Source organism: Paenibacillus sp. MSJ-34 (genome assembly GCF_018918005.1).
Classification (GTDB): domain Bacteria; phylum Bacillota; class Bacilli; order Paenibacillales; family Paenibacillaceae; genus MSJ-34.
Window position 1 is genome coordinate 130,460 of sequence record NZ_JAHLPR010000007.1, and the last position, 23,434, is coordinate 153,893.

The following is a 23,434-nucleotide window of genomic DNA, read 5'->3' on the forward strand; positions in this document are numbered from 1 at the left end:
AAGATTCGGCGGCTTGCCTTGGATCTATTTCACATGCAGCATTTGATCGAACTTCTCTTCCGTTAACAAATTCCCGACGTAGAAGGATCCGAACTCGCCAAAACGCGCGCTTACTTCGTCGAACCGCATTTCATAGACGAGTTTCTTGAATTGAAGGGCGTCGTCGGAGAACAGCGTCACGCCCCATTCCCAATCGTCGAGACCGACCGATCCGGTAATGATCTGCTTCACTTTCCCGGCGTAGGAGCGGCCGATCAATCCGTGGCTGCGCATCATTTCGCGGCGCTCGTCCATCGACAGCATGTACCAGTTGTCGGACAGATCGCGTTTTTTGTTCATCGGATAGAAGCAAATATGTTTGCTCTTCGGCAAAATCGGCTTCAGACGTTTGACGACCTCCGGATTTTCCATCGGATCGGAACCGGGCTTGGCCATATAATTGCTTAATTCGACGACGCTGACGTAAGAATAGACGGGGATCGTGTATTGCGCGAACGAAGTTTTGTTGAACTCGTTCTCGAGCTCGTTCAATTCTTCCAACGTTTCCCGCAAATGCATAAAGACGAAATCGGCCTTTTGCCCCACAATCGAATAGATGGCGGTGCTGCCGCGGTTATCCGCTTCGACGCCCGCCCAGTCCCGCATGAACGCTTTCAGCTCCGCAAGCGCCTGGCGCCGCTCCTCCGCACTGCTTTTTTTCCAGGCATGCCAATCGACCGCGCGAAAATCGTGCAACGCATACCAGCCTTCCAAAGTTAGCAACGCTTCGCTCATTCCATTCACTCCTCCATATGCTTGTTTGCATTTGTCTATGAACGATTTCATTATAGACGCTGCCTTCATTGTAGCCAATTCGCGAAACAAGGGCAAATATGGCAGAAGTGTGACGAAAAGTCACGGAATGTTCGTTGCTTCGCCAATTTTTTTTTAGTACACTACATCTTAGGAAATCATTGTATATGCATGATATGGTCTGACAGCAGAAGGAGAGTGTCGTCAAAATGGGTTTTATTCCCGTATTCGTCTTGTTTGTACTATTTTTCGTCATGATGTTCGGTATCGGTTTCATTTTAAATATGTTGATGAAAACGACTTGGTTCCCGTCTTATTTGTTTGTTATCGTCATTTTGCCGATCGTGTTTTTCTCGTTTTGGAAAGAAGGCTCGCTGCTTGACAATTTAGCCGCCTATTCCGTCGTCGACTATTTGACGGCCGTTGGCGGACTTGTGGGCGCTTGGGCCAGCGGCGCCGCCATTCGCAAGCTGCGCCGAGCCGGATTCAAAATGTTCTGACAGCAGCAAATAAGAATGTTATCTTCGCGACAAACAAGAAGGGAGAATTCAGATGAACAAAAAACTGGTTATCGCTTTATTCGCCGCAATATCCATGTTCTCGGCCGCGCCCGCATCGTATGCGGTGGAAATGCATGACGCCTCCGCGCATGCGCCGATGCTGCCGCTTCGTCAAGCTGCCGAATCGATCGGGGCCAAGGTGAAGTGGGACAATCAGCAGAAGCGGGTTACCGTTGAGTACGACAGGCATCAATGGGCCGTTCGTCCGGGCGAAGCGCAGTCGGAAATCGACGGGGATCCGTTCGAATTGAGCGCTGCCGCAAGCTACGACGATAAGGCGGTGCTGCTCGTTCCGGTCGACGATTTCAATAGAGCGCTCGACGTGAAGATCGATTGGAGCGCCAAGGGCGAACCGATCATCCGCCCGACGGATGTGAAGACGAAAGCGAGCCGTTTCGTGAAATTGCTTGAATCGGGGCAAACGGCGCAAGCGCGCAGCATGATGAGCGACGATCTGAAAAAAGCGCTGCCGGAAAGCATGCTGAAAGCGACGTGGCAGCAGCTTGGAGCGATGTTCGGCACATTGACCGCGCTGAAGGAACGCTCGGAGGAAATCACGGCCGTTCACCAGAACGTACGGCTGTTGTACCAGAACGGCCAAGGCATGCATGTTAGCCTGGAACTGCGGTTCGACGCGGACAACAAGCTGAACGATATGTATATCCCGTATTCCATGGCGGCAGATACATATAAATCGCCATCGTATTACAATCCGGCCAAATTTACGGAGCAGGAAGTCGTTGTCGGCACAGGCAAATTGGCGTTGCCGGGAACGCTGACGATCCCGGTCGGCGAGGGGCCGTTCCCGGCCGTCGTGCTCGTGCAAGGATCGGGGCCTAATGACCGGGACGAATCGATGGGCGGCAGCAAAATGTTCCGCGACTTGGCGGGCGGCTTGGCGAATCACGGAATCGCCGTGCTGCGTTACGAGAAACGCACGCGCGAGCATCCGTTCAAATCGCAGCATCCGAAATTTTCGGTGCGGGACGAAACGATCGACGATGCAATTGCGGCGATTCAAGTGTTGAAAACGAAAAAGCAAATCGATCCGAAGCGGCTTTTTGTGTTGGGACATAGCCAAGGCGGCATGCTGGTGCCGAGAATGATCGAGCAGGACCAAGACAAGGCCATTGCGGGCGCGATGATTATGGCCGGCCCGGCCGGTTCGATCGAAGATGTGATGGCGGTGCAATTTAAAGGCATGGTCGACCGGGCGAAACAAGCCGGGGCGCCCCAAGAGACGATTGCTCAACTGGAAGCGCAAGCGAAGCAATGGGACGGAGTGCTGGCGCTATTGAATAATCCGGCTTATTCCGCGGCAAATCTTCCACCGTCGTTCCCGATGCCGAACGCATACTGGTGGTTCGATTTCCGCAATTACAAAGGCGGCGAAATCGCCAAATCTCAAAGCGTACCGTTATTCATCGCCCAAGGCGACAATGACGTGCAGGTCGACAAAACCCACTTGGACGGCTGGAAATCGGCTCTGGCGGAACGAAAGAACGTGACGTATAAGCTTTATCAGAAATTGAACCATTTCTTCACGCCGTACGACAAACCGTCGACCGGCGAAGAATATGGCATTCCCGCCAATGTGCCCGAGACAGTCATCGAGGACTTGGCGAAATGGGTGAAAGAAACAAAATAGGGCAACAATGAAAAGACCACAAATTTCTTCATATAAATAGGGGGTCAACAGAGATGGCTCGTTTAGAAAATAAAGTAGCGATCGTAACAGGCGCAGGCAGCGGGATGGGAAGAGAAGAAGCGCTGCTGTTCGCGAGGGAAGGTGCCAAAGTCGTAGCCACCGACATCCGGGAGGAGACTGTTCGCGAAGTTGTCGCCCTCATTCAAGAAAACGGCGGCGAAGCGGCCGGCTTCTCCCATAACGTCGCTTCGGAAGATCAATGGGCTCAGATTGTGAAAGAGACGATCGCAAAATACGGCAAGGTGGATATTCTCGTTAACAACGCCGGCGTTTCCGGCGATGCGACGCGGATGCATGAAATTACGCTGGAAACGTGGAATAAAATTATGGACATCAATTTGACGGGCACGTTCCTCGGCATGAAATACGTCATTCCTCACATGCTGGCAAATAAGGGCGGGTCCATCGTGAACATTTCTTCGATCGCCGGTTTGACGGGCGGCAGCGGAGCGGGACCCTATACGGCATCCAAAGGAGCGGTGCGTCTGTTAACTAAAGCGGCGGCGGTCGACTATGCGAAAGACAACATTCGCGTCAATTCGGTTCATCCGGGATATATCGAAACGCCAATGACGACCGGATTGTTCGCGGATGAGCGGATGATGCAATGGTTCCTGTCCCAAACACCGTTGCCGCGTCTCGGCAAAGCGATCGATGTGGCGGAAGGCGTGCTGTTCCTGGCATCCGACGCCTCCTCGTTCATCACAGGCATTGAACTGCCGGTCGATGGCGGTTATTCGGCACAATAATAGGCTTCATGAACGAAATCCCGTTCTTCGCATAGGAGAACGGGATTTCGCCGTTTGGCCGCCATGGTCTAAAGCTGTTCCTGACAGGACTATCGCTTCAAAGGAACTTTGATCGCTTTCTTGTATAAGGGGTATAGCCATTTGACGCCGCTCGGCGTCAGCGTATCGGCCAGCAGATGGGACAAATAGCCGGCTGCCGCAACGGTTGCGATCCCTTCGATTTGCAAGTCGCGCTCCATGCCTGATCCGATCGCCGTCCATAGGATAACAGCCCATACGGTATGGGTCATGCCTCTATGCTTCAGCCATGGCGCGCAAGCGATAAACAAGCCTAAACCGATCAGCCAGCTTGCAGAGGCGATCCATCCCGCCGCTATCAATCCGGCGCCGATCAGGCTGATCAGCGCATTGCGAATGACGCCGGCTTTCGCGACGCAGCCGAGCAGGAACAGGACGACCGTGACGGTTGCGAATGCCCTGTCTATCGATTGATGTACGAAATACATATAAATGACGCCCGCGAAAGAGAGGACGCCGGACCAAAGGATAAGTTCATGAAGCATCTTCGATAATTTGCCGAGCTTGCTGCTAAGCATGCTCGGTCCGTCCAGATCCGCGCTCAAAGCCGAGAAGGCCGCGATCGATATGTACAAGACGGCATGATTGAAGCTGAACGGGTAGTAGGCGGCGGCCGCCAAGCCGATGGTTGCGCCGATTGCGAGATGTGTTGTTCCTTTCATGCTTCCTCCTATGACTGAAGATGTCGGTAGATCGCGAACACATGACAAACATATGTTTGCTTATCCATTATACACGCCAGCTCTTGTCCATACAACCTTGGATAAAAATGAAAAAACTATTGACTATTAAATTTATATCCGATAGGATTACTAGTAATTATATTTTTGTGTTACAAGTGATGACTGAAGGGGTGTATAGTGGATGCACAAATGGAAACAGAACAAATGGATCATCTTGGTGCTGGCGGTTATGTTGATCGCTACAGCATGCTCGAACGGCGGAGGCGGGGAAGCTGCGCCGACTGCTTCCGAAGGAGAAACTCCGGCGGTTAATGAAAAGGTAGAGAACTTGCCGGACAAAATAGCGCAAAAAGATAAGGTGAAAATTATGGTGGTCCGCAAAATCGGCGGGGACGACCATACGGCGCAATTTTTGGCCGGGGCAAAGCAAGAGGGCGAATCGCTCGGCTTCACCGTAGATTCGTTCTCGGCTAACGGCGACACGGCCAAATTCCATGACGCCATCGCGCAAGCGCTGGAGAAAGACTATGACGGCTTCATCATTTCGCATGGCGACGATGCGGCTACGGTGGAAGATGTCAAGAAAATAACCGGAAAAGGCATTCCGGTCGTTACATTCGACTCGACGCCGGATTTGGAGCAGATCGAAGGCGTGACTCTCACGTCCCAGGACGACGAGGCTCTGGCGAAATTCGCTTTGGATCAATTGATTCAAGAACAAGGAAATGATGCGAAGATCGTCTATTTATGGGTCGACGGCTTCCCGCCGATGGTCAGACGCAATCACGTCTATCAAGAGACGCTGCAGCAAAACCCCGGCATCAAGGAAGTTGAAAGATTCGGCATCGCCTCGGCCGACACTTCGGTGCAAACGCAAAATGCGGTAGCGGCCATGCTGACCAAGCATCCGAAAGGCGAGATCGACGCGATCTTCGCGGCTTGGGACGCATTTGCGATCGGCGCTACCCGCGCGATCAAGGAAGCGGGCCGAGATGAAATCAAAATTTACGGCATCGACGTGTCCAATGCGGATCTGCAAGCGATGCAGGAAGAAGGCAGCCCGTGGGCGGCGACAGCCGCGGTCGATCCGAAAATGATCGGAGCGGTGAATGTAAGAATTCTCGCCGGCAAAATTGCCGGCGAAGAAACGCCGCAAAAATATGACCTGGAAGCCGCTCTTATTACACAGGATAAATTGAAACAGGCAAGCGAAGCTGTAAACATGGTTAACTTGGCCGACATTATCCCGGGTTGGGGCACTACGGACGCTTTCGAGACGGATTGGATGAAAGCTTTGAAGGAAGCGAACAAAAAGTAATAGAAAATATGTTATCGCCAAGCGCTCTTATGCATGTAAGAGCGCTTGCTAATGGTTATTTCCCGTTGGAGGTGAGAAGTGGATGAAACAATCGGAGCAAATCGAACTGGAGATGAATCATATATCCATTGCTTTTCCCGGCGTTCAGGCGCTGGCTGGCGTCGACTTCCGGACGGCGACCGGAAGTTCCCATGCGCTGATCGGCGCGAACGGCGCGGGCAAATCGACGTTGATGAAAGTGCTCTCCGGCGCGTACGGCCATTATACGGGCGAAATACGAATCGGCGGACGGGAAGTGAATATCCGCTCGCCTAAAGATGCGAAAGATTTGGGTATTCAAATCGTCTATCAGGAAGTCGATACGGCGTTGATCCCGTACTTGACGGTCGGCGAGAACATTATGCTGGACGACATGGTTGCGGGCATGGGGAAGAAGCAGTTGATCCGTTGGCGCGGGCTGCATCGCAGCGCGCAGGATATATTGAACAAAATTAATGTGCGGGTTTCTTCGAAAACAACGGTTAGCGAGCTGTCGTTGGCCGAAAAGCAAATGGTGCTAATCGCCCGGGCGATCTCCAAATCTTGCAGGTTTCTTATTTTGGACGAGCCAACGGCGCCGCTCAGCCGTTCGGAAACCGATCAATTGTTCCGCATCGTCCGCGAACTGAAGCGGGACAATGTCGGCGTTATTTTCATCTCCCACCGGCTTCCGGAATTATACGAAATATGCGACGAAATTACCGTCATGCGCGACGGGAAATTCGTCGCCAAAGCGAATATGGCCGATATCGCGCAGCATGAGGTCGTCGAGCATATGCTCGGACGCAAGCTGGAACAGCAGTTTCCGAGGGAAGAGCGCGTCATCGGGGAGATCGGTTTTGAAGCGCGCCGATTTACCGATCCCGGCAAAATCGATCATATCGATTTGTATGTTCGCAAAGGGGAAATCGTCGGCTTGGCCGGGCTCGTCGGAGCCGGCAAGACGGAGCTATGCAAAGCGTTGTTCGGAGCGTCCGAATCCGCTTCCGGGGAGCGCCTTCTGCACGGCGCCGACATTCGCGTGAGAACGCCGTACGATGCGGTGAGGCAAGGGATCGCCCTCGTTCCGGAGGAGCGGAGAAAAGAAGGGGTTCTCGTCGGCGAATCGGTCGTTGCGAACTTGACGGCGGCGAGCCTTGCGCAGTTTTGCACATGGGGACAGATCGTCAGCGGCAAGCGGGAAAGGACGGCGGCGGCCCAAATGATCGGCGACTTGGGAATTAAAACGCCGCATGGGCAGACCGTCGTGCGCAACTTGTCGGGCGGCAATCAGCAAAAAGTGGCTATCGGCAAATGGTTGATTGCGGATGCCGAAGTCTACATTTTTGACGAACCGACGAAAGGCGTCGACGTGGGGGCGAAAAAAGATATATTTACGCTTATCGCCGAGCTCGCCAAACGCGGGAAGTGCGTTATTTATGCGACATGCGAGCTGTCCGAGCTGATGGGCATCACCGATCGAACCTATGTGCTGTACGACGGCAAAATTGTAAAAGAGCTGGAAACGAAAAATACGAACGAAGAAGAATTGCTGTTCTATTCGACAGGAGGCATGCCGGCATGAATTCGCCAAAGCCCGTCCGAACGAAATCCGGATCGATGAACGCTTCATTTCATCTTATCGGGTTTCTATACAAATACGGAACGATCCTCACTATCTTGCTGCTCATTGCCGTGTTCGGCGCAATGTCCAGCAGCTTTTTGCAACCGACCAACATTATTAACATATTGCGCTCTATTTCGATTGTAACGATTATCGCAACCGGAATTACGATATCGTTAACCGTCGGCGGATTCGATCTTTCCGTCGGATCGACGGCCTCGATCGCCAACGCGTTCGTCATCTCGATGTTCGTGTGGCATGGGCTGAACGTCCCGGCCGGCATCGTCTTGACGCTGCTCGTCTGCCTTGCCGTGGGCGTTGTTAACTCCTTTTTCATCGTCAAATTCAAAATTCAAGATATGCTGATTACGCTCGCCATGATGTTCGTCTTTCAAGGGATCGCTTTGACGTATACCCGCGGGGCGACGATATCGCAAAATATGATTATGCCTGACGGCAATTTCGCAACAGGGCAAATTCCGGCTTTATTCGGCAAAATCGGCCAGGTGCCGTGGATTATTGTCATTATGCTGACAATCGTCGTTCTCGTGCATCTGTTCCTGACCTATACGAAACACGGACGCTTCATGTATGTTATCGGCGGCAATATGGAGGCGGCGAAGCTGTCGGGAATTCCCGTCAATCGCTACCGCGTGCTCGCTTATTTGCTGTCGGCTCTATTCGCCGCGATCGGCGGCATTATACTCGGCGCGCGCGTCATGACCGCGGAAGTGAATGCCGGAGCGCCTTACTTGATGGACGCCGTGGCGGCCGCATTTATCGGATTTTCCGTTCTCGGGGCGGGGAAGCCGAATGCGATCGGAACGTTCGTCGGCGCCGTGTTGATCGGTATTCTGCAGAATGGGCTCGTCATGTTGTCCGTCCCTTACTATGCGATGGATATTGTGAAGGGCGCCGTTCTTGCTTTTGCTTTGGCGATCACCTATTATAGGAGAAATTAGTGGAAACGAGAGGGGAAAAATGGGGCATGAGCGACTTTCAAGCTTACTTTACGATGAAAGAACCGGATGCGATCGAGTATGCGCGGACAAAATTGGATTTTTTCGCGGAAGGCGCCAAGCTGACATGCGAGGAAATCGGCGACGGCAATTTGAACTATGTGTTCCGAATTGTCGACGAAAACACGGGGAAATCCGTTATTATTAAACAGGCCGGACCTGTCGCGAGAATTTCCGACGAATTCAAAGTATCGACGGATCGCAACCGGATCGAGAGCGAAATTTTGCAAATGCAATATAAACTGGCTCCCGGCTTGGTGCCGCAAGTGTATAAGTACGATGTCGTAATGAACTGCTGCGCGATGGAGGATTTGTCCGATCACGAAATTATGCGAAAAGCGCTGATGGAATATAAGCAATTTCCGCTGTTTGCCGACCATATTACGACATTTCTGGTCAATACGCTGCTTTTGACCAGCGATGTCGTGCTGCATCATAAAGAAAAGAAAGAACTCGTTAAACGTTTCGTCAATCCGGATTTATGCGAAATCACCGAAGATCTGGTATATACCGAGCCGTTCTACGATTGTCCGCGCAACGATATTTTCCCGGCTACGCGCGCGTTCGCGAAGCGGCATTTATGGGAGGACGAGGCGCTGCAATTGGAAACGGCGAAGCTGAAATTCGAATTTATGAGCAATGCCCAATCGCTGCTGCACGGCGATCTTCATACAGGCTCGATCTTCATTAAGCCCGACTCGACGAAAATGATCGATCCCGAGTTTGCTTTCTACGGTCCGGCCGGCTACGATGTCGGCAATGTAATTGCCAATCTCGTCTTCGCCTATCTGTACGCGGATGCGACGTTGGAAGAAGGCGAGCGGCGCGACGTTCATATGGAATGGCTGCTTGCGACGATTGAAGACATCGTGGATACGTTCCAGGAGAAATTCGCGCAAGCCTGGCAAGAGCATGCAACCGAACGGACAGCGGGCTACAAAGGCTTCCGGGAATATTATTTGGGTGCGATTTTGCGTGACACGGCAGCCGCCGCCGGTTTGGAGCTATGCCGCAGAACGCTCGGCATCGCGCATGTCAAGGATATCGTCTCTATCGCCGATTCGACAGCCAGAGAAAAGGCGGAGAGAGCTTGTCTCATTCTCGGCAAGAAATTTATTATGGAGCGCGGGCATTATACAACCGGCGCCGATTATGTGAGAGCAATACGGAACGAAATCCGATATTGAATCCCATAGATCCATTGGGTACAATAGTTTTATCTCGTATCATCGTAGGCTTCCATACCGGCTTTATATCGTGGTCATCGCAATAGTCGGACAAGGCGTTTTCCTGCATCTATCGTCTCACGAAACGAAGTGTATGTTTCCGAAGCGGGATATCGACGAGATTCGATTTCGATTACATGTTAAGGAGGATGAGCGTAAATGTCAGAAGAACGTTTTAATCGTCTGGAAGGGATGATGACGCAACTGATCGGTATGGTAGGCAATGTATTAAATGAACAGCAATCGATGAAGAGCGATATCGCAACGTTGAAGAGCGATGTTGGAACGCTAAAAGGCGATGTTGCCACGTTGAAGAGCGACGTTGGAACGCTAAAGAGCGATGTTGCCACGTTGAAGAGCGACGTGAGCGCGTTAAAAGAGGAGATGAGCGTCGTGAATCAGCGGCTGGATCGCATAGAGAAGCAAAACGCCTCTTTTCACGATACGATCACTTATCTAATGGATAAATCGAATAAACACGACCATGATATTCATGTTTTGCAACAAAGGCTGATTAGACAAGTGTGACCCTGTAGATGGACCGGGAAGCGGATTCGTAATATCCGCAACTCCCGGTCCGTTTTTATTCGGTCGCGCATAAAGCCGCATCATCGATAGCAATCCAATCATCGGTAAGATTCGCGATTGACGAATACGGCATCGTATGATGTAATAGACTGTAACTGGTAATGACGACCTGATGAGTTGAGAAGGATCGATCGATGAAAATATGCGAAACGAGGTGGCAAACAGCGTTGAACTCAATCGGCAAGAACGGCAACGAAATATCGAAGCAAGCCCCGGTTCCTTTGTACTATCAATTAAAGGAGATTTTGAAACGGGCGATCGAACGGCAGGAATGGCGGCCAGGCGATCTGATTCCGTCGGAGCGGGAACTGATGGAACGCTACGATATTAGCCGTCCGACCGTAAGACAGGCGGTCGCGGAGCTTGTAAACGAAGGGCTGCTGCGCAAAGAGCACGGCAGAGGGACGTTCGTGGCCAGTCCGAAAATTACGGGACGGTTTCTAGAAACGTTGGGGAGCTTTCAACATGAAATGGAACTGCAAGGGCTGCCGTTCGCAACCGTCGTCGTACAACAGAAGATCGTGCCTGCCGATCAAGCGCCGCAAGAAATTTTCGCGAATCGATACGAATCGTACCTATTGCTGGAGCGGCTGCGCGTTGTGAAGAACGAGCCGTACGTTGTCGCAACGACTTACGTTCCGCTGGCGCTCGCGCCGGGCATTGAGGGCGAAGATTTCGAGCAAGTATCGTTATATCGGCTTATGGAGGACAGATATCATTACCGAATCGGTTATGCTCGCCGAACGATCGAATCCGAGCATGCAACCCCGGAACTGGCTGCGATGCTTCGGATCAAACACCGGGACGCGATTCAGAAAATCAGCACCGTCGGCTATTTGGATTCGGATATGCCGTTCGAATATACGATCGGACGATATCGGGGAGATGTCAGCAATTTCACGGTTACCGTTCCTTACCGGCGGCCTTAACAATGAAATCGGAGGAGGATGGATGCGGGATGTCGACCAAATATATATTGGCTCATGACATCGGCACGACAGGCAACAAAGCGACATTGTACACAAGCGGCGGGGAAAAGATCGGGAGCGCCTTCTACGGATATGAAACGCATTATCCGCAAGTCGGCTGGGCCGAGCAAAATCCCGACGATTGGTGGGAGGCGGTATGCGTCTCCACCCGCAAGCTGCTGCAAACGACGCAAACGGGACAAGACCATATCGGCTGCGTCTCGTTCAGCGGGCAAATGATGGGCTGTTTGTTGGTGGATAAGCGGGGCGTGCCGCTTGAACGCTCGATCATTTGGGCGGATATGCGGGCCGAGGCGGAAGCGGACTGGATGCTGAACCGGCTTGGGATGGAATATGCGTATCGGATGACAGGGCATCGCATCAGTTCTTCCTACCCCGGGCCGAAACTGCTATGGATCAAGCGGCGTCGTCCGGACATTTACGGGCAAGCGGCGAAAATGCTTCAAGCGAAAGATTATTTGGCATACAAAATGACGGGGGCATTCGCGACCGATTATTCCGACGCTTCCGCGACCAATCTATTCGATTTGTCCGCGAAGCGCTGGTCGGAGCGCATCATCGAAGCATGCGGTTTCGATATGAATCTATTGCCCGCCCCTTATCCGTCAGCGACCGTCATTGGCGAAGTGACGGCGGAAGCCGCCGCCGCAACCGGCTTGAAACAAGGAACGAGCGTCGTCATCGGGGGCGGAGACGGATGCTGCGCCGCCGCCGGCGCGGGTGTCATGAACGAAGGAGAGTCTTTCAATTGCATCGGCACGTCTTCGTGGATTTCGATTGCGACGAACGAACCTCTTTTCGATCCTGCCATGAGAACCTTTACGTTCGTTCATTTGGACCCGGCCCAATATGTGCCTACCGGAACGATGCAATGCGGAGGCGCTTCGCTGCAATGGCTGAAAAACCGCTTTTACGCGGCGGAGTCTGCAAGCGCTTCAAACGTTTATGACCTGTTGAATGCGGAAGCGGCCGCTTCTCCCGCCGGCGCGAATCGGCTGCTGTATCTCCCCTATTTGCTGGGGGAGAGGGCTCCGCGCTGGAATCCCGATGCGCGGGGAGCCTTTATCGGCCTGCATATGAAGCATGACCGGGGCGATTTGGCGAGGGCGGTGATGGAAGGAGTAGGCTATAACCTGAAAATCGTGCTCGATACGTTCCGCGGACAAGGCGTATCGATCGATCGGATGCGGGTATTGGGTGGCGGTGCGAAAAGCCCGTTATGGCGCCAAATTCTCGCAGACATTTACGATACGGAAATATCGGTTCCCGCCGATCTGGAAGAAGCTACTTCGATGGGAGCGGCGATGGCCGGCGCGGTCGGAGCCGGCTTGATTCCGTCCTTCTCCGCGGCGAAACGATGGATCAAGGAAGTATCGACGCATCAACCGGCGCGGGAATATCGGCAAATCTATGACGAGATGTTCGACATATTCGAACAAAGTTATCGCCAATTGCTGCCTATCTATCAATCTTTGAAACAAGTAAACGGAAAAACGGAGGGGTAATATGGAACTTTATCTCGATACGGGAAATTTGGAGCATATACGATCGGGCATGGAGTTGGGCTTTTTGGATGGAATTACGACGAATCCGAGCATTTTGGCGAAAGAAAAAAAGGCGCCGATGGAATTGCTGAAGGAAATCGACCGAATCGTTCCCGGGAAAGTATGGTACCAGGTGACGGGACGGACGGCGGCGGATATGATTCGGGAGGCGCGGGAAGCGGCGAGCCTATGCAAACGTCCGGTCATCAAATTTCCGATGAGCATGGACAGCTTGCAGGCGCTGCATGCCATTTCCAAGGACGGAATCGAAACGAATATGACGCTTGTCTACACACCGGGGCAGGCCGTTCTGGCGGCGAAGGCGGGGGCGGTTTATATCAGTCCGTATCTGGGCCGGATCGACGATGTCGGCGCATCGGGCCTCGCCTTTGTTCGAGAAGTTCGGGAAATGTACCGGACGCTCGGATTTGAGACGAAAATTATCGCCGCCAGCATTCGCGGCACGCAGCATGTCGTCGACGCCGCCAAGCTCGGGGTGGACGCGATGACGATGTCGTACGAGGTGTTCCGGGATTTGGCGGTACATCCGTTAACGGAAAAAGGAAGCAGGCAATTCGCGGACGATTGGGAAGCCTTGCTTGGCGAATCCGGCACTATTTGAATTTCCAAAATTAAGCTATAATAAAATGGTTCTATTCTATCATTCTAGTATTTGACGGAAAGGAAGTTATCAATCGTGCCAAGATTTGCATCTATCGTTAGATTCCATCCGCGCGCCTATTGGATCGTTGCTGCCTCGATGCTGGCTTTGCTCGCGGGTTATGCCATGCATCCCGCCGGTGTCCATGCCTCGTCCGAAGAGAGCCGGACAGGCCATTCCATTGAACAAGTCGTCGAGAAATGGCGGCAATACCGCCCTGCCTACGCCGGCAATCCTTATGCGGAACAGCCCGGCTTGTATCCCCCGTATCGAACGGGCAAGCTGGACTCTGATTATTTGCAGGACGGGATTCATACCATCAACTTTATGCGTTTCTTGGCGGGGATGCCGGAAAACGCGATGTTGGACGAAGCGCTGAACGATCAAGCCATGCAATCCGTCATTCGAAACGCCGTCGCCGATCTGAAATCCGCCGGGCAATCGATGCCCGATTTGCCCGCAGCGCTCGGTCAACAAGCCGGATCGGGCAATATCGGATATTTGACATTTAATGTCACCAATCCGATGTTGGGATTGCCGTCTTTGCAAGAAGCGGTGAGCGGAACGATAAGAGATACCTCTTCCCTTGAGCGGCTCTCCGGCAAACGGAATACGTTTCTGGCGCCTGAGAGAACGCGGTTCGGCTTTGGCTTTGCATTTACGCCTTCGCTTCACTACCGGAGCATCGCGTTCAACACCCCTGCCGATTCGGGCGCGGCCGATTACGATTATATCGCCTGGCCGGGAGCCGGAGCGTTTCCGCTGAGCGAAATGTCGGAATACGACGGTTGGACCGTGCGCCTGAATCCGAATAAGTATGGGAATTTATCCGCAAGCCAAGTGAAAGTAACGTTGCAGCGGATCAACGACAACAAGACATGGTCCTTCAGCGCCGCGGATCAAGGAAAGCAGGGGGACCGGGCTTCCAAATTTTTTGCCGTCGATTCCGCCTCCGGCAGCATCACATTTCGTCCGGACCAGTTGATGTTTCTTAACGATTACGATGTGTACAAGGTACATATTTCCGGCATTCGGGACAATGGAGGAAGCGAGAAGACGATTTCCTACGAAGTCCGTTTCTTCGATCTTCCGCCGGACGGAATGACCAAAGAGTATATCGCGGATTGGAAGTCTCGCTCCGGAAAGCCTGCCGGATCCGACCGCAAAGTGCGTTTCGCGAACAAAGAGTTTGAAGCCGCAATAAGGCTCATGCTGAATAAGCCGGAAGACGACGTAACGGAAGCCGAAATGGCCAGAATCCGCTTCCTGGAGCTGATGGACGATCCGGGGAAAGATGCCGCTCTGCTGGCGAAACTGACCCATTTGCGAACGTTGTTCCTGTTCGATGATTTGTCGGACTACAGCTTTCTAAAACAAACGAAATATTTGCAAAGGGTGGAGTATCAATCGTGGACGAGCGAAAAATCCGGATTGATAGACGCCGTCGAAACGACGCCGTTACCCTACATGGACAATTTCCAAATCTACACTCCGGTTCGAATCGGCTCGATCGACAAGCTTATCTCCCATATTCCCAATGTCCGCACGCTTACATTGGAGAGCGGAGATATCGACAGCTTGCAGCCGCTCCTTCCGCTGCATCGGCAGTTGAAACGGCTTACGGTCAACGGCGAGAATTTAACCGATATCTCGGCGCTCGACCGCTTTCAATTGCAGGAATTGCGTCTGGAGTCGGCCAAAATGAAAGACGTTTCCGCTCATATCGCCAAGCAGAAACGTTTGAACGTTCTGCGCGTCAGTTACTCGGGAATCAATGATCTGTCGTTTGCGTCCTCCTTGCCGGGATTAATGTCGCTGGACATTTCGGGCAACCGGATAAGCGATTTGTCGCCATTGGCCGCTCTGCCGAATTTAGCCGAATTGTATGCGGTCCAAAACCGGATTAAAGACATATCCGTATTAAAGCAATTGAAACATTTAAACACGGTTAACGTTTCTTACAACGGGATGGACGCCGGAGCAAGCAAAGCCGCAGCGGATATTGCTGTGGAATTGAGAGAACGGGGCGTTTACTTCGAAGACCAGCCGCAATCTTGACGGCTGGCCCCAATAAGAGAAAACACGCAAGACGGTGTTCCGTTGCCGCTCTGCGTGTTTTCTCTTATCTATGCGCTTGTTTACACCAGTTCGGCCGCGCGCGCGTTGCTCTCGACCTGTTCTACATTTTTGCAGCCCGGTATGACGCAAGTGACGGCATCGTTGCGCAGACACCATGCAAGCGCCCACTCCGCCATCGGGACGCCCGGCGGAACCTCGTTCCGCCGGATTTCCTCCGCTTGCTCGAGCTTCCGCTTCACTTCCGCGGGATCGTGATTTTGCCGCACGTCGTTGGCGGCGAATGTCGCCCCCGGCTTGTACTTGCCGCTCAAATATCCGCTGGCCAGCGGCACCCGGGCCAACACGCCGAGATTTTGCTCCCGGCACGAGGGGAATACCCGCTCTTCCGGTTCCCGTTCCAGCCGGTTGTACACCAACTGTATGGCGCCGGCGCCAACGCGGGCCGCCGATTCGGTCTGATGCATGCTGTTGCTCTTATTCAGCGACAGTCCTAGATGGCGCACTTTCCCCGCTTGCACCTGCTTGTCCAAGGCCGTCCATAGATCGTCGTTATCAAACGCTTTGTCGTCGCCGGAGTGGAATTGGTACAAGTCGATATAATCCGTCTGCAGCGCCCGCAGCGAATCGTCCAATTGGCGAAGCACTTCCTGCGCCCCGTATTGCGGGGTACGGTTCAGGTGGGAATGGAACTTGTGCCCGAATTTGGTGGCGATAATCCAATCTTCGCGCCGGTCTTTGCGCACGAATTCGCCGATTAACGATTCCGACAAATGATCGCCGTAGCATTCCGCAGTGTCGATCAAGTTGATGCCCAATTCCTTCGCTCTGCCCAATATTTCGTCCGCTTCCCGCTGCGTATAGTCGCGGCCCCATTCTCCGCCGAACTGCCACGTTCCGATGCCGATTACGGATACGTTCAGATCCGTCTTGCCGAGTTTGCGGTATTTCATATGCGATGCACACCTTTCCTCGTTTTTACGTCTATGTTTTGGATACTTCTATCATATATAAAAAACGGCGCTGGCGCCAATAACGAATCCCCGGGGCGATACGGATGTATAAGCTCCGGGGATTATGTTATTCCTCGACCCGAACGTATTCGCGCTCGCCGGTCTTTGGATGGTAGTATACTTGATATTTTTGTCCGTCTTTCGGATCGAAAAATATTTCCTTGGTTTTGACGAAATCGCCGCCGTACAACGATTGCTTCGGATCGCGGCCATTGCTCCGGTACCTTTTATCGAAATAGCGCCAACTGATCCATAGGATAAGCAGGAAGCCCGCGACTTGCAGAACGATCCACGCGATTCCCCAAATCACGTCAGCGGCCTCGCTTGCACAGCCGTTCCGTAGGCGACGATCTCGCTCATGTTGCTGCCGATATCGCCGCTGTCGAAGCGCATCATAACAACTGCGTTGGCTCCCATCGCATGCGCGTTTTGAATCATCCGGTCGATCGCTTGCCGGCGGGCGTCTTCGATCATTTGCGTATATTGCGTCACTTCGCCGCCAACGAGCCCTTTCAGCGACGCCATAATATCTCCGCCGAGCCCCCGCGCCCGCACAACGACGCCGAACGCCGTTCCGTACACTTCCGTGATTTCGTAATTTTTAATGTTTTCCGTTGTCGTAATTAGCATGATCCTGTTCGCTCCTTTTTACATGAAATGATCGCTTGCCTTATATTACGGTTTCAAGTGACTTTCATCATTATTCATTTACGATCGGACGTATCCGGCTGCGGCGGCGCATTATCCCGCTTGCCTGCGCTTCCGCCGATTCTTCCCGCCCGCGAAGCGGCCTCGCGCAGCAGAAATTCGATATGGCCGTTTACGCTGCGGAATTCGTCCGCGGCCCAGCGCTCCAGCGCCTCGTACAGTTTCGGATCGATTCGCAGCGGGAAATTTTTTTTGGCTGGCATTGCGGTTACCCTTGGCCTTTGTTAGTAAAGGCTGCCCGTATTGATTACAGGCGAAGCGCCGCGATCCGACACAATGGCCACCATCAAATTGTTAATCATTGCCGCTTTGCGTTCCTCGTCCAGTTCAACCCCGCCTTCGGCCTGCAGTTGGGCGATCGCGAGCGCAACCATGCTGACGGCGCCTTCGACGATTTTTTGCCGGGCGGACACGATGGCCATCGCCTGTTGGCGCTGCAGCATCGCGCCGGCGATTTCCGTCGAATAGGCCAGATGCGTCAACCGCGCCTCGATCACTTCCACGCCGGCGACGGCAAGCCGCGCTTGCAGTTCCTGGCTTAATTCAAGCGCTACTTCCTCGGCGTTGCCGCGCAAGGAGTAACCGCCGTCTTCGAATGTATCGTACGGGTATTTGCTGGCTACATGGCGCAAGCCCGTCTCGCTTTGGATTTCGACGAATTGTTCGTAATTGTCGACATCGAAGGTGGCTTTGGCCGTATCGACGACCTTGAATACGATCACCGCGGCGATTTCGATCGGATTGCCTTCGATATCGTTCACCTTCAGTTTCGCGCTGTTAAAGTTGCGGACGCGCAGCGATACCTTGCGGTAGGTGGAGAAAGGAACGGTAATCCAGAATCCGCTCTCGCGAATCGTCCCCATATACCGGCCGAAGAACGTGACGACCGCGGCCTGATTCGGCTGGACGACGACCGGCGCCGTGAAAGAGGCGGCTCCGATCAATGCAATGACGATTCCGACTAACTCCAGTTGCGTCATCAAGAGAAGATACGCTCCCAATACTACGCAAGCAAGCGTAAACAAAGCCGCCAAAAATCCATTCACCCGAAAAGCTTTTTTCTCTTTCATCGTACATGCTCCTTTACTGTTCATTATGATATATATTATATTGATACTCATTTGATATTCATATGATATCACTTTTACATAAAAATGTAAAATGTAAATAAATCCAATTCCGCCAATTTCCTTTGCTAACCCCCTTCATTCTAGTATGTTCGACATCCCTTTTATGATAGAATAGGATAGATACGGATTCGTGAACGACAATGAGGTGACACGGACGATGCGCATTACGAATTTGCTGCATTTTACTGAGAATCACAGATACTGTACATACCGGGATTTTTCGTTGAGCGCGCTCGATTACAAAATGCTCAACTTCATATATCAACCGCTTGTAGGAGCCTTTGCGATCGGCTTCTATCAACTGCTCTATCAGCATGTGCCCGGCGAACGCGTCGGATATTCCCGCATGGAGCAGCAGCGCCGTTTGTTTCTGACGCTGGGGGTCGACCCGAGCGAGAAGGGACGGAAATATTTGATCGAGCAAGCGTCGAAGCTGGAAGCGGTCGGCTTGCTGCAGACGTCCCGCATTTACGTTCCCGAAACGGACGATGCGATCTACGAGTATGAGCTGCATGCCCCGCTTTCGCCGAACGAATTTTTCAAGACACAGCATTTGACGCTTCTCCTGCGCGACAAAGTCGGCAAGTTTTCCGTACTCGCGCTGCGGGAGCAATTTTGCGCGGAAGAGCCCGAGGAATTGACGCATATCGCCTTGCATAAGGAAGATTTATCGATTCCGTTCTACGAATTGTTTACGCTCAACACGCATGTGATCGATTATGAGTTGGAGCAAGCGCTCACGGAAGTATCCCCGCCGCGGCAGGCCGCCTTTCGAATGGGTTCGGGTTTGGCCGATTCCGGGCTCAATTATGCGGATATTATTTCCCGTTTTCCGCGCATATCCGCCAATCGCGTCTATGTCGAACGATTGCGCTACGAACCGGAACAGCTCGGAATCATCAATTATGTGGTGAAAAAATATAAGCTGACGCTGCAAGATATTTGCAGTCTACTGGACGAGGACGGCATGTTCGACGAGCAAGGCGAGGTTCGGCTCGACGAACTGCAGCGGCGGGCGAATTTGCAATACCGCCAAGGGAAGAGGCGGGCTGAGGAAACCGAAAGGCTCGTACATAAAGTTGCGGGCATGCGCCGGGAGGAAGAAGCGGCCGCCGCGGCCGAGCGCTTATCCGTCGAGCATGCGGTGGAAATGGAGTATTACTTGGACGTGCCGGTGCAATTTCAAGGCAAATGCGACATTCATCAATATAACATGATGATGCGCAACGAACCGTACACGGAAATGCTCAAAAAATTTTTCCCCGGCTCGGTTCCCGATAACTTGCTGGACATGTTCGAGAAAATCGATTTAAATTATAAATTGCCCGAAGAAGTGATCAACGTATTGATTCATTATTTGATGTCTTTGCTGATTGGCGGGACCAATCAACGCATCAACCGCAATTTCGTCGATGCGATCGCATCGAACATGCTGATGAAGCAAATCGATACGTACGAGAAAGCGGTGCGGCATATTCGCGACCAGGAGAAAATAGGGCAGAACGCGGAATCCGCGAAGAAAAGCGGCGGAACGACGCGGCGCGGACGAACCGGATACGATAAAACTGGCAAGCAAAAGCCGAATATTCCGATTATCCAGAACGTCCCGCAAGGCCGGGCCGTAACGCCGGAACAGCTGGAGGAAATGCGTAAAGTCGCCCGCAAGCTGGATCAAAAAAACGAATAGCCGCAAACTAGGAATCCGAACGAGAAAGGTGCATGTCAAATGGAATCGTTAGGGCAACTTCTGAAACAAATACCAAGCCGCGAAATGTGGGAAAGAGCGGAGGAGAAAGCGGCGAAGCTGCTGAACGACCCGCTTATCGTCAAGCTGCGCGCGAAGTATCCCGAACTGGACGAATCGGCGCTGAAAGCGAATATGAACCGGTTGTATCAATACGTATCGGAATATTACCATTGTTCGAATTGTCCCGGTCTGGACGCATGTCCGAACGATTTTCAAGGGCATTATACGCTGCTGTCGGCCGAAACGGTGAACGATTCGGTGCAGTTATACGACCGGAAAGTATCATGCAAAAAATTTAACGCGCGCAGATCCCAGGAACAAATACGCAATCGCGTGCGCAGCTTCTATGTCGATGAAACGGCGTTGAACCAAGGTTATTCCGCCGACGAAATATTAGTTCGGGATTTGGAGCGCGCGCCGGCGGCCGGCGAAGTGCTGACCTATATTTTGCAAACAAAGGAACAAGGGCTGCAGAAAAAGGGACTGTATCTGGTAGGCAAATTCGGCACGGGCAAAACGTTTTTAATGTGCTATTTGCTGTATGAATTGGCCAAAGCGGGATACTCGGGCGTGATCGTCTATATGCCGGAGTTTGTCGAAGATTTGAAGTCCATGATGACGGACGGGGCGAAGCTGAAAGAAACGGTCGAACTGATGAAGGAAACCGACCTGCTCATTTTTGACGATATCGGCGCGGAGAACTTGAATCCGTGGGTGCGCGATCATGTGATGGGCGCAATATTGAATTACCGGATGAACCGCAAGCCTACCTTCTATACTTCCAATTATGAATTGGATGCGCTTGAGAAGCATTTCAGCTTTACGAGCAAAGACGGGGAAGAGGCGTACAAGGGACAACGGCTGATGGACCGCGTCCGCCCGTTCGTCGATGTCGTCGTCGTGAACGGGGAGAACAAGCGCGGAACTTCCTAACGTTCTACGGTTCCCCAAGGCCTTCCAAACGTTGCATGAGACGGGATTGCCGTATCGCCTGTTTCGTTTCGTCGGTGCCAAGCTTGTAGATCAGTTCGTATATCCGGTTCAAATACGAATCGTACATGTCGTTATCCGGATCGACGTGGTACGGATAAGCGGGAATATGCGCGCGATAGAACGTCTTCTGGTCGGCTTCCGATTTGAAATCGAACAGCGATTGCAATTTGTCGACTTCCTCTTGAGTAGCCTGTATTTCGAATTCGTAAGGCGTGGCGCCTTGCTCGGTCAAGATCGAGCTCGATTGGACGGATACGTAATATGTTTGTTTCTCCATGGGGACCTCCGGTGCAAGCTTAATATTTGATCGAATAATAGACGACCGCGACAATGACAATCGCGATGAGAACGAAATAAGGAATAATCGCCGGGTTTTTCAGTATCGGATTCTTCTTCATGTTGGCGTAGTTTTGTTCGTTCATCATATCCTTTTCCTCTTCTTTCACAACGACCGCTCCTTTGCTTCGGTATGTAGTTGACGTGAATAGTTTGTCCAAATAAAAAAGTCTGATTCGCGCCGTTAGACGTCGAGTCAGACTTTTTCCCGTTTTGCCCATGAAGCCGTTCGGATTAGCTGATCATATACTTAATCGCAACCATCGCAAAGAATATGACAAACATAAACCCGAACATGTAAGTGAAGCCTTTCATCAAATCGCCGAAATCGTCGGTCGGGTTCTCGTTCACATGCTCCCGCGGATCCGCCATGTTTACATTCGCATTAGCTTTCATTACTGACCTCCTGAACGTTCGACACCGATTTGTGCAATGAATCTCATCACAAAATTGGAATCCAAATGTTTACTTCAAGTATACAGAACTACTCGTTCATTTGTAAAGTAACCGAAAGTGACAAATATGAGTCATCTTCGCAAAAAGAAAAACATTGTGGTATACTTTACATGATAATTAAGAACATAAGAATAATTCGTAAGCGTATGTCATCGAAGCCGGCAGCCGGCTATCGAATGTGTCGCTTGCAAAACTTTTAGGAGGAATTGTCATGGCAATTGTCAATGTGTCGGATCAATCTTTTAAAACGGAAGTGGAAAGCCAAGGTACGGTATTGGTCGATTTTTGGGCGCCATGGTGCGGACCGTGCAAAATGCTCGCTCCGATCTTAGAAGAGCTTGACTCCGAAGTTGGTGATCAAGTGAAAATTGCGAAATTGAACGTGGATGACAATCCGGAATCGGCATCCCGGTTTGGCGTGATGAGCATTCCGACATTAATCGTGTTTAAGGACGGTCAACCGGTCGATAAAGTGGTCGGCTTGAATTCCAAAGACGCGTTGAAAAATATGTTGAGCAAACATCAATAATTGACGATGAATAAGCAAGCCCTCCGGTTGGAGGGCTTGCTTATTTGTTGCCTGAAGCGAGGTCCGCTAATGGTTCAACGCGTAATCGCTTTGCTTGTCGAAGGCGACGATTGCAGCATAGAGCAGGAGGATCGATCCTGTGAACAGAAACCCTCCGGCAATAGGGAAGGGCAGCCAGCCCAATACGGAAGATCCGGCGACGACGCCTAACGAGAAGAAGGCGTAGAAATAACCGTATGCTTTCCCGCGCAGCTTGGCGGGCGTCGCTCTTATAAGCATCGTATTAATAGACGGGAACAGGAAGGCAAAGCCTACCCCATACAGACCTAACACGATGTAAAGCGCCCATACCGTCGTTGATTGGCTTATGAGCAGTTGGCTCAATCCCATCAAACCGATGCCTGCCGCCATTGTTCCCGATGGGGCGACACGGTCGAAAATACGGTTCGTAGGAAGTACAAATATAAGGACCGCAATGATTCCGAATGCGCTCATCAAGGTGCCGCTTAATTTCGAATCATGTCCCAGCGTTTGAACATGCAAAGGCAGCAGATAGGCGATTGCGCCTTGCGAGAACATTAAGAAAAAAGCGCCGCCATAAGCTTTTGCCACCCCTGCGTTGAAGAACGAACCCGATGCTTGCGCGGCGGCAACGTCCTTTTCTTTTTTCGCCATGTTGTACTTGCGCAGAAAAACGGCGGACAGGAGGGCGAGTAGAAGCCCGATCGCCGCAACGCACGTAAAGACGAACGGTACGGAAGTTTTGCTTGACATTATAGAATTTATAAAATTTTGGGGTGGGCAGGGCTTCCGCCTCGTTTTTGTTTTTGGTAAGGTTAGGATATGGAGACGAACGTGCTAAAACGAATCTTCTTTGATGAACATGGAC

At 52.0% G+C, this 23,434-nt stretch carries 26 protein-coding genes; 15 read left to right on the top strand and 11 right to left on the bottom strand.

Annotated features, from left to right (window positions below; all coding sequences use genetic code 11):
• Nucleotides 1–24: 24 nt before the first annotated feature.
• Entirely contained in the window at nucleotides 25–774 is a 750-nt protein-coding gene (gene hemQ / locus KQI79_RS05535) for a hydrogen peroxide-dependent heme synthase (RefSeq protein ID WP_216537217.1), read from the bottom strand.
• 227 nt (nucleotides 775–1,001) lie between these two features.
• Here hemQ and KQI79_RS05540 point away from each other — a divergent pair, with 227 nt between their 5' ends.
• Genes KQI79_RS05540 through KQI79_RS05550 form a run of 3 tightly spaced genes read left to right on the top strand, consistent with a single transcriptional unit; the run spans nucleotide 1,002 to nucleotide 3,809 of the window.
• On the top strand, nucleotides 1,002–1,292 hold the full coding sequence (locus KQI79_RS05540) for a YuiB family protein (RefSeq protein ID WP_216537218.1): 291 nt from the start codon (nucleotides 1,002–1,004) through the stop codon (nucleotides 1,290–1,292).
• Nucleotides 1,293–1,344: 52 nt separating this feature from the next.
• Entirely contained in the window at nucleotides 1,345–3,000 is a 1,656-nt protein-coding gene (locus tag KQI79_RS05545) for an alpha/beta fold hydrolase (RefSeq protein ID WP_216537219.1), read from the top strand.
• 53 nt (nucleotides 3,001–3,053) lie between these two features.
• Nucleotides 3,054–3,809, top strand: coding sequence for an SDR family NAD(P)-dependent oxidoreductase (locus KQI79_RS05550; protein ID WP_216537220.1), 756 nt, complete (start codon nucleotides 3,054–3,056; stop codon nucleotides 3,807–3,809).
• A gap of 89 nt (nucleotides 3,810–3,898) precedes the next feature.
• Here the strand turns inward: KQI79_RS05550 and KQI79_RS05555 are convergent, their stop codons facing one another.
• Complete coding sequence (locus KQI79_RS05555) at nucleotides 3,899–4,549, bottom strand: metal-dependent hydrolase (protein ID WP_216537221.1); 651 nt, start codon at nucleotides 4,547–4,549, stop codon at nucleotides 3,899–3,901.
• Between the two features lie 202 nt (nucleotides 4,550–4,751).
• Here KQI79_RS05555 and KQI79_RS05560 point away from each other — a divergent pair, with 202 nt between their 5' ends.
• The 9 genes from KQI79_RS05560 to KQI79_RS05600 all read left to right on the top strand — a co-directional run bounded on the left by KQI79_RS05560 (nucleotide 4,752) and on the right by KQI79_RS05600 (nucleotide 15,615).
• On the top strand, nucleotides 4,752–5,888 hold the full coding sequence (locus KQI79_RS05560; RefSeq protein WP_230191026.1) for a sugar ABC transporter substrate-binding protein: 1,137 nt from the start codon (nucleotides 4,752–4,754) through the stop codon (nucleotides 5,886–5,888).
• Between the two features lie 82 nt (nucleotides 5,889–5,970).
• On the top strand, nucleotides 5,971–7,491 hold the full coding sequence (locus KQI79_RS05565; protein ID WP_253297955.1) for a sugar ABC transporter ATP-binding protein: 1,521 nt from the start codon (nucleotides 5,971–5,973) through the stop codon (nucleotides 7,489–7,491).
• Nucleotides 7,488–8,492, top strand: coding sequence for an ABC transporter permease (locus KQI79_RS05570; RefSeq protein WP_216537222.1), 1,005 nt, complete (start codon nucleotides 7,488–7,490; stop codon nucleotides 8,490–8,492). The genes KQI79_RS05565 and KQI79_RS05570 overlap by 4 nt, the downstream gene beginning before the upstream one ends.
• 26 nt (nucleotides 8,493–8,518) lie before the next feature.
• Nucleotides 8,519–9,736, top strand: coding sequence for an S-methyl-5-thioribose kinase (gene mtnK, locus KQI79_RS05575; protein WP_216537223.1), 1,218 nt, complete (start codon nucleotides 8,519–8,521; stop codon nucleotides 9,734–9,736).
• Between the two features lie 198 nt (nucleotides 9,737–9,934).
• Nucleotides 9,935–10,303: an LPP leucine zipper domain-containing protein gene (locus KQI79_RS05580; protein WP_216537224.1), complete on the top strand. Its 369-nt coding sequence runs from the start codon at nucleotides 9,935–9,937 to the stop codon at nucleotides 10,301–10,303.
• 227 nt (nucleotides 10,304–10,530) lie between these two features.
• Nucleotides 10,531–11,292: a GntR family transcriptional regulator gene (locus tag KQI79_RS05585; RefSeq protein ID WP_216537225.1), complete on the top strand. Its 762-nt coding sequence runs from the start codon at nucleotides 10,531–10,533 to the stop codon at nucleotides 11,290–11,292.
• A 29-nt stretch (nucleotides 11,293–11,321) separates the two neighbouring features.
• Nucleotides 11,322–12,857, top strand: coding sequence for a xylulokinase (gene xylB / locus KQI79_RS05590; protein ID WP_216537226.1), 1,536 nt, complete (start codon nucleotides 11,322–11,324; stop codon nucleotides 12,855–12,857).
• 1 nt (nucleotide 12,858) lies between these two features.
• Complete coding sequence (locus KQI79_RS05595) at nucleotides 12,859–13,518, top strand: transaldolase family protein (protein ID WP_216537227.1); 660 nt, start codon at nucleotides 12,859–12,861, stop codon at nucleotides 13,516–13,518.
• A 75-nt stretch (nucleotides 13,519–13,593) separates the two neighbouring features.
• Complete coding sequence (locus tag KQI79_RS05600) at nucleotides 13,594–15,615, top strand: leucine-rich repeat domain-containing protein (protein ID WP_216537228.1); 2,022 nt, start codon at nucleotides 13,594–13,596, stop codon at nucleotides 15,613–15,615.
• Between the two features lie 80 nt (nucleotides 15,616–15,695).
• Here the strand turns inward: KQI79_RS05600 and KQI79_RS05605 are convergent, their stop codons facing one another.
• The 5 genes from KQI79_RS05605 to KQI79_RS05625 all read right to left on the bottom strand — a co-directional run bounded on the left by KQI79_RS05605 (nucleotide 15,696) and on the right by KQI79_RS05625 (nucleotide 18,424).
• On the bottom strand, nucleotides 15,696–16,586 hold the full coding sequence (locus KQI79_RS05605) for an aldo/keto reductase (protein WP_216537229.1): 891 nt from the start codon (nucleotides 16,584–16,586) through the stop codon (nucleotides 15,696–15,698).
• A 127-nt stretch (nucleotides 16,587–16,713) separates the two neighbouring features.
• A complete protein-coding gene (locus tag KQI79_RS05610; RefSeq protein WP_216537230.1) occupies nucleotides 16,714–16,956 on the bottom strand; it encodes an HD family phosphohydrolase in 243 nt (80 codons plus the stop codon).
• A complete protein-coding gene (locus KQI79_RS05615; RefSeq protein ID WP_216537231.1) occupies nucleotides 16,953–17,276 on the bottom strand; it encodes a YbjQ family protein in 324 nt (107 codons plus the stop codon). The genes KQI79_RS05610 and KQI79_RS05615 overlap by 4 nt, the downstream gene beginning before the upstream one ends.
• A gap of 74 nt (nucleotides 17,277–17,350) precedes the next feature.
• The gene (locus tag KQI79_RS05620; RefSeq protein ID WP_216537232.1) at nucleotides 17,351–17,557 is read right to left on the bottom strand and encodes a type II toxin-antitoxin system antitoxin; all 207 of its coding nucleotides are present in this window, start codon (nucleotides 17,555–17,557) and stop codon (nucleotides 17,351–17,353) included.
• Between the two features lie 21 nt (nucleotides 17,558–17,578).
• Nucleotides 17,579–18,424 (bottom strand): SPFH domain-containing protein, encoded by an 846-nt coding sequence (locus KQI79_RS05625; RefSeq protein WP_216537233.1) that lies wholly within the window; start codon nucleotides 18,422–18,424, stop codon nucleotides 17,579–17,581.
• Nucleotides 18,425–18,641: 217 nt separating this feature from the next.
• On the opposite strand from KQI79_RS05625, the gene KQI79_RS05630 reads away from it, so the two are divergent.
• Both KQI79_RS05630 and dnaI read left to right on the top strand, forming a co-directional pair.
• Nucleotides 18,642–20,171, top strand: a complete 1,530-nt coding sequence (locus tag KQI79_RS05630) for a DnaD domain protein (RefSeq protein WP_216537251.1) — start codon at nucleotides 18,642–18,644, stop codon at nucleotides 20,169–20,171.
• Between the two features lie 39 nt (nucleotides 20,172–20,210).
• Nucleotides 20,211–21,164: a primosomal protein DnaI gene (gene dnaI / locus KQI79_RS05635; protein WP_216537234.1), complete on the top strand. Its 954-nt coding sequence runs from the start codon at nucleotides 20,211–20,213 to the stop codon at nucleotides 21,162–21,164.
• A 4-nt stretch (nucleotides 21,165–21,168) separates the two neighbouring features.
• Here dnaI and KQI79_RS05640 read toward each other — a convergent pair whose 3' ends face one another.
• The 3 genes from KQI79_RS05640 to KQI79_RS05650 form a co-directional block, all read right to left on the bottom strand.
• Nucleotides 21,169–21,501, bottom strand: a complete 333-nt coding sequence (locus tag KQI79_RS05640; RefSeq protein WP_216537235.1) for a hypothetical protein — start codon at nucleotides 21,499–21,501, stop codon at nucleotides 21,169–21,171.
• Nucleotides 21,502–21,520: 19 nt separating this feature from the next.
• Entirely contained in the window at nucleotides 21,521–21,670 is a 150-nt protein-coding gene (locus KQI79_RS05645) for a hypothetical protein (protein ID WP_216537236.1), read from the bottom strand.
• Between the two features lie 124 nt (nucleotides 21,671–21,794).
• Nucleotides 21,795–21,956 carry a YqzM family protein gene (locus tag KQI79_RS05650; protein ID WP_216537237.1) on the bottom strand — a complete coding sequence of 54 codons (162 nt, stop codon included), beginning with the start codon at nucleotides 21,954–21,956 and terminating at the stop codon, nucleotides 21,795–21,797.
• A 271-nt stretch (nucleotides 21,957–22,227) separates the two neighbouring features.
• Here KQI79_RS05650 and trxA point away from each other — a divergent pair, with 271 nt between their 5' ends.
• A complete protein-coding gene (trxA, locus tag KQI79_RS05655) occupies nucleotides 22,228–22,545 on the top strand; it encodes a thioredoxin (protein WP_216537238.1) in 318 nt (105 codons plus the stop codon).
• Nucleotides 22,546–22,611: 66 nt separating this feature from the next.
• On the opposite strand, the gene KQI79_RS05660 is transcribed toward trxA, so the two are convergent.
• Complete coding sequence (locus tag KQI79_RS05660; RefSeq protein WP_367398140.1) at nucleotides 22,612–23,319, bottom strand: MFS transporter; 708 nt, start codon at nucleotides 23,317–23,319, stop codon at nucleotides 22,612–22,614.
• Nucleotides 23,320–23,434: the final 115 nt, after the last annotated feature.

Excerpts from the sequence above, each read along its gene's own strand:
- KQI79_RS05605 (WP_216537229.1), bottom strand. The coding sequence starts at position 16,586 with ATGAAATACCGCAAACTCGGCAAGACGGATCTGAACGTATCCGTAATC.
- KQI79_RS05570 (WP_216537222.1), top strand. The coding sequence starts at position 7,488 with ATGAATTCGCCAAAGCCCGTCCGAACGAAATCCGGATCGATGAACGCT.
- KQI79_RS05660 (WP_367398140.1), bottom strand. The coding sequence starts at position 23,319 with ATGTCAAGCAAAACTTCCGTACCGTTCGTCTTTACGTGCGTTGCGGCG.
- KQI79_RS05540 (WP_216537218.1), top strand. The coding sequence starts at position 1,002 with ATGGGTTTTATTCCCGTATTCGTCTTGTTTGTACTATTTTTCGTCATG.
- KQI79_RS05555 (WP_216537221.1), bottom strand. The coding sequence starts at position 4,549 with ATGAAAGGAACAACACATCTCGCAATCGGCGCAACCATCGGCTTGGCG.
- KQI79_RS05640 (WP_216537235.1), bottom strand. The coding sequence starts at position 21,501 with ATGGAGAAACAAACATATTACGTATCCGTCCAATCGAGCTCGATCTTG.
- hemQ (WP_216537217.1), bottom strand. The coding sequence starts at position 774 with ATGAGCGAAGCGTTGCTAACTTTGGAAGGCTGGTATGCGTTGCACGAT.
- KQI79_RS05630 (WP_216537251.1), top strand. The coding sequence starts at position 18,642 with ATGCGCATTACGAATTTGCTGCATTTTACTGAGAATCACAGATACTGT.
- KQI79_RS05595 (WP_216537227.1), top strand. The coding sequence starts at position 12,859 with ATGGAACTTTATCTCGATACGGGAAATTTGGAGCATATACGATCGGGC.
- KQI79_RS05650 (WP_216537237.1), bottom strand. The coding sequence starts at position 21,956 with ATGAAAGCTAATGCGAATGTAAACATGGCGGATCCGCGGGAGCATGTG.
- KQI79_RS05545 (WP_216537219.1), top strand. The coding sequence starts at position 1,345 with ATGAACAAAAAACTGGTTATCGCTTTATTCGCCGCAATATCCATGTTC.
- KQI79_RS05550 (WP_216537220.1), top strand. The coding sequence starts at position 3,054 with ATGGCTCGTTTAGAAAATAAAGTAGCGATCGTAACAGGCGCAGGCAGC.
- KQI79_RS05615 (WP_216537231.1), bottom strand. The coding sequence starts at position 17,276 with ATGCTAATTACGACAACGGAAAACATTAAAAATTACGAAATCACGGAA.
- KQI79_RS05565 (WP_253297955.1), top strand. The coding sequence starts at position 5,971 with ATGAAACAATCGGAGCAAATCGAACTGGAGATGAATCATATATCCATT.
- mtnK (WP_216537223.1), top strand. The coding sequence starts at position 8,519 with ATGAGCGACTTTCAAGCTTACTTTACGATGAAAGAACCGGATGCGATC.
- KQI79_RS05580 (WP_216537224.1), top strand. The coding sequence starts at position 9,935 with ATGTCAGAAGAACGTTTTAATCGTCTGGAAGGGATGATGACGCAACTG.
- xylB (WP_216537226.1), top strand. The coding sequence starts at position 11,322 with ATGTCGACCAAATATATATTGGCTCATGACATCGGCACGACAGGCAAC.
- KQI79_RS05625 (WP_216537233.1), bottom strand. The coding sequence starts at position 18,424 with ATGAAAGAGAAAAAAGCTTTTCGGGTGAATGGATTTTTGGCGGCTTTG.
- trxA (WP_216537238.1), top strand. The coding sequence starts at position 22,228 with ATGGCAATTGTCAATGTGTCGGATCAATCTTTTAAAACGGAAGTGGAA.
- KQI79_RS05560 (WP_230191026.1), top strand. The coding sequence starts at position 4,752 with ATGCACAAATGGAAACAGAACAAATGGATCATCTTGGTGCTGGCGGTT.
- KQI79_RS05620 (WP_216537232.1), bottom strand. The coding sequence starts at position 17,557 with ATGCCAGCCAAAAAAAATTTCCCGCTGCGAATCGATCCGAAACTGTAC.
- dnaI (WP_216537234.1), top strand. The coding sequence starts at position 20,211 with ATGGAATCGTTAGGGCAACTTCTGAAACAAATACCAAGCCGCGAAATG.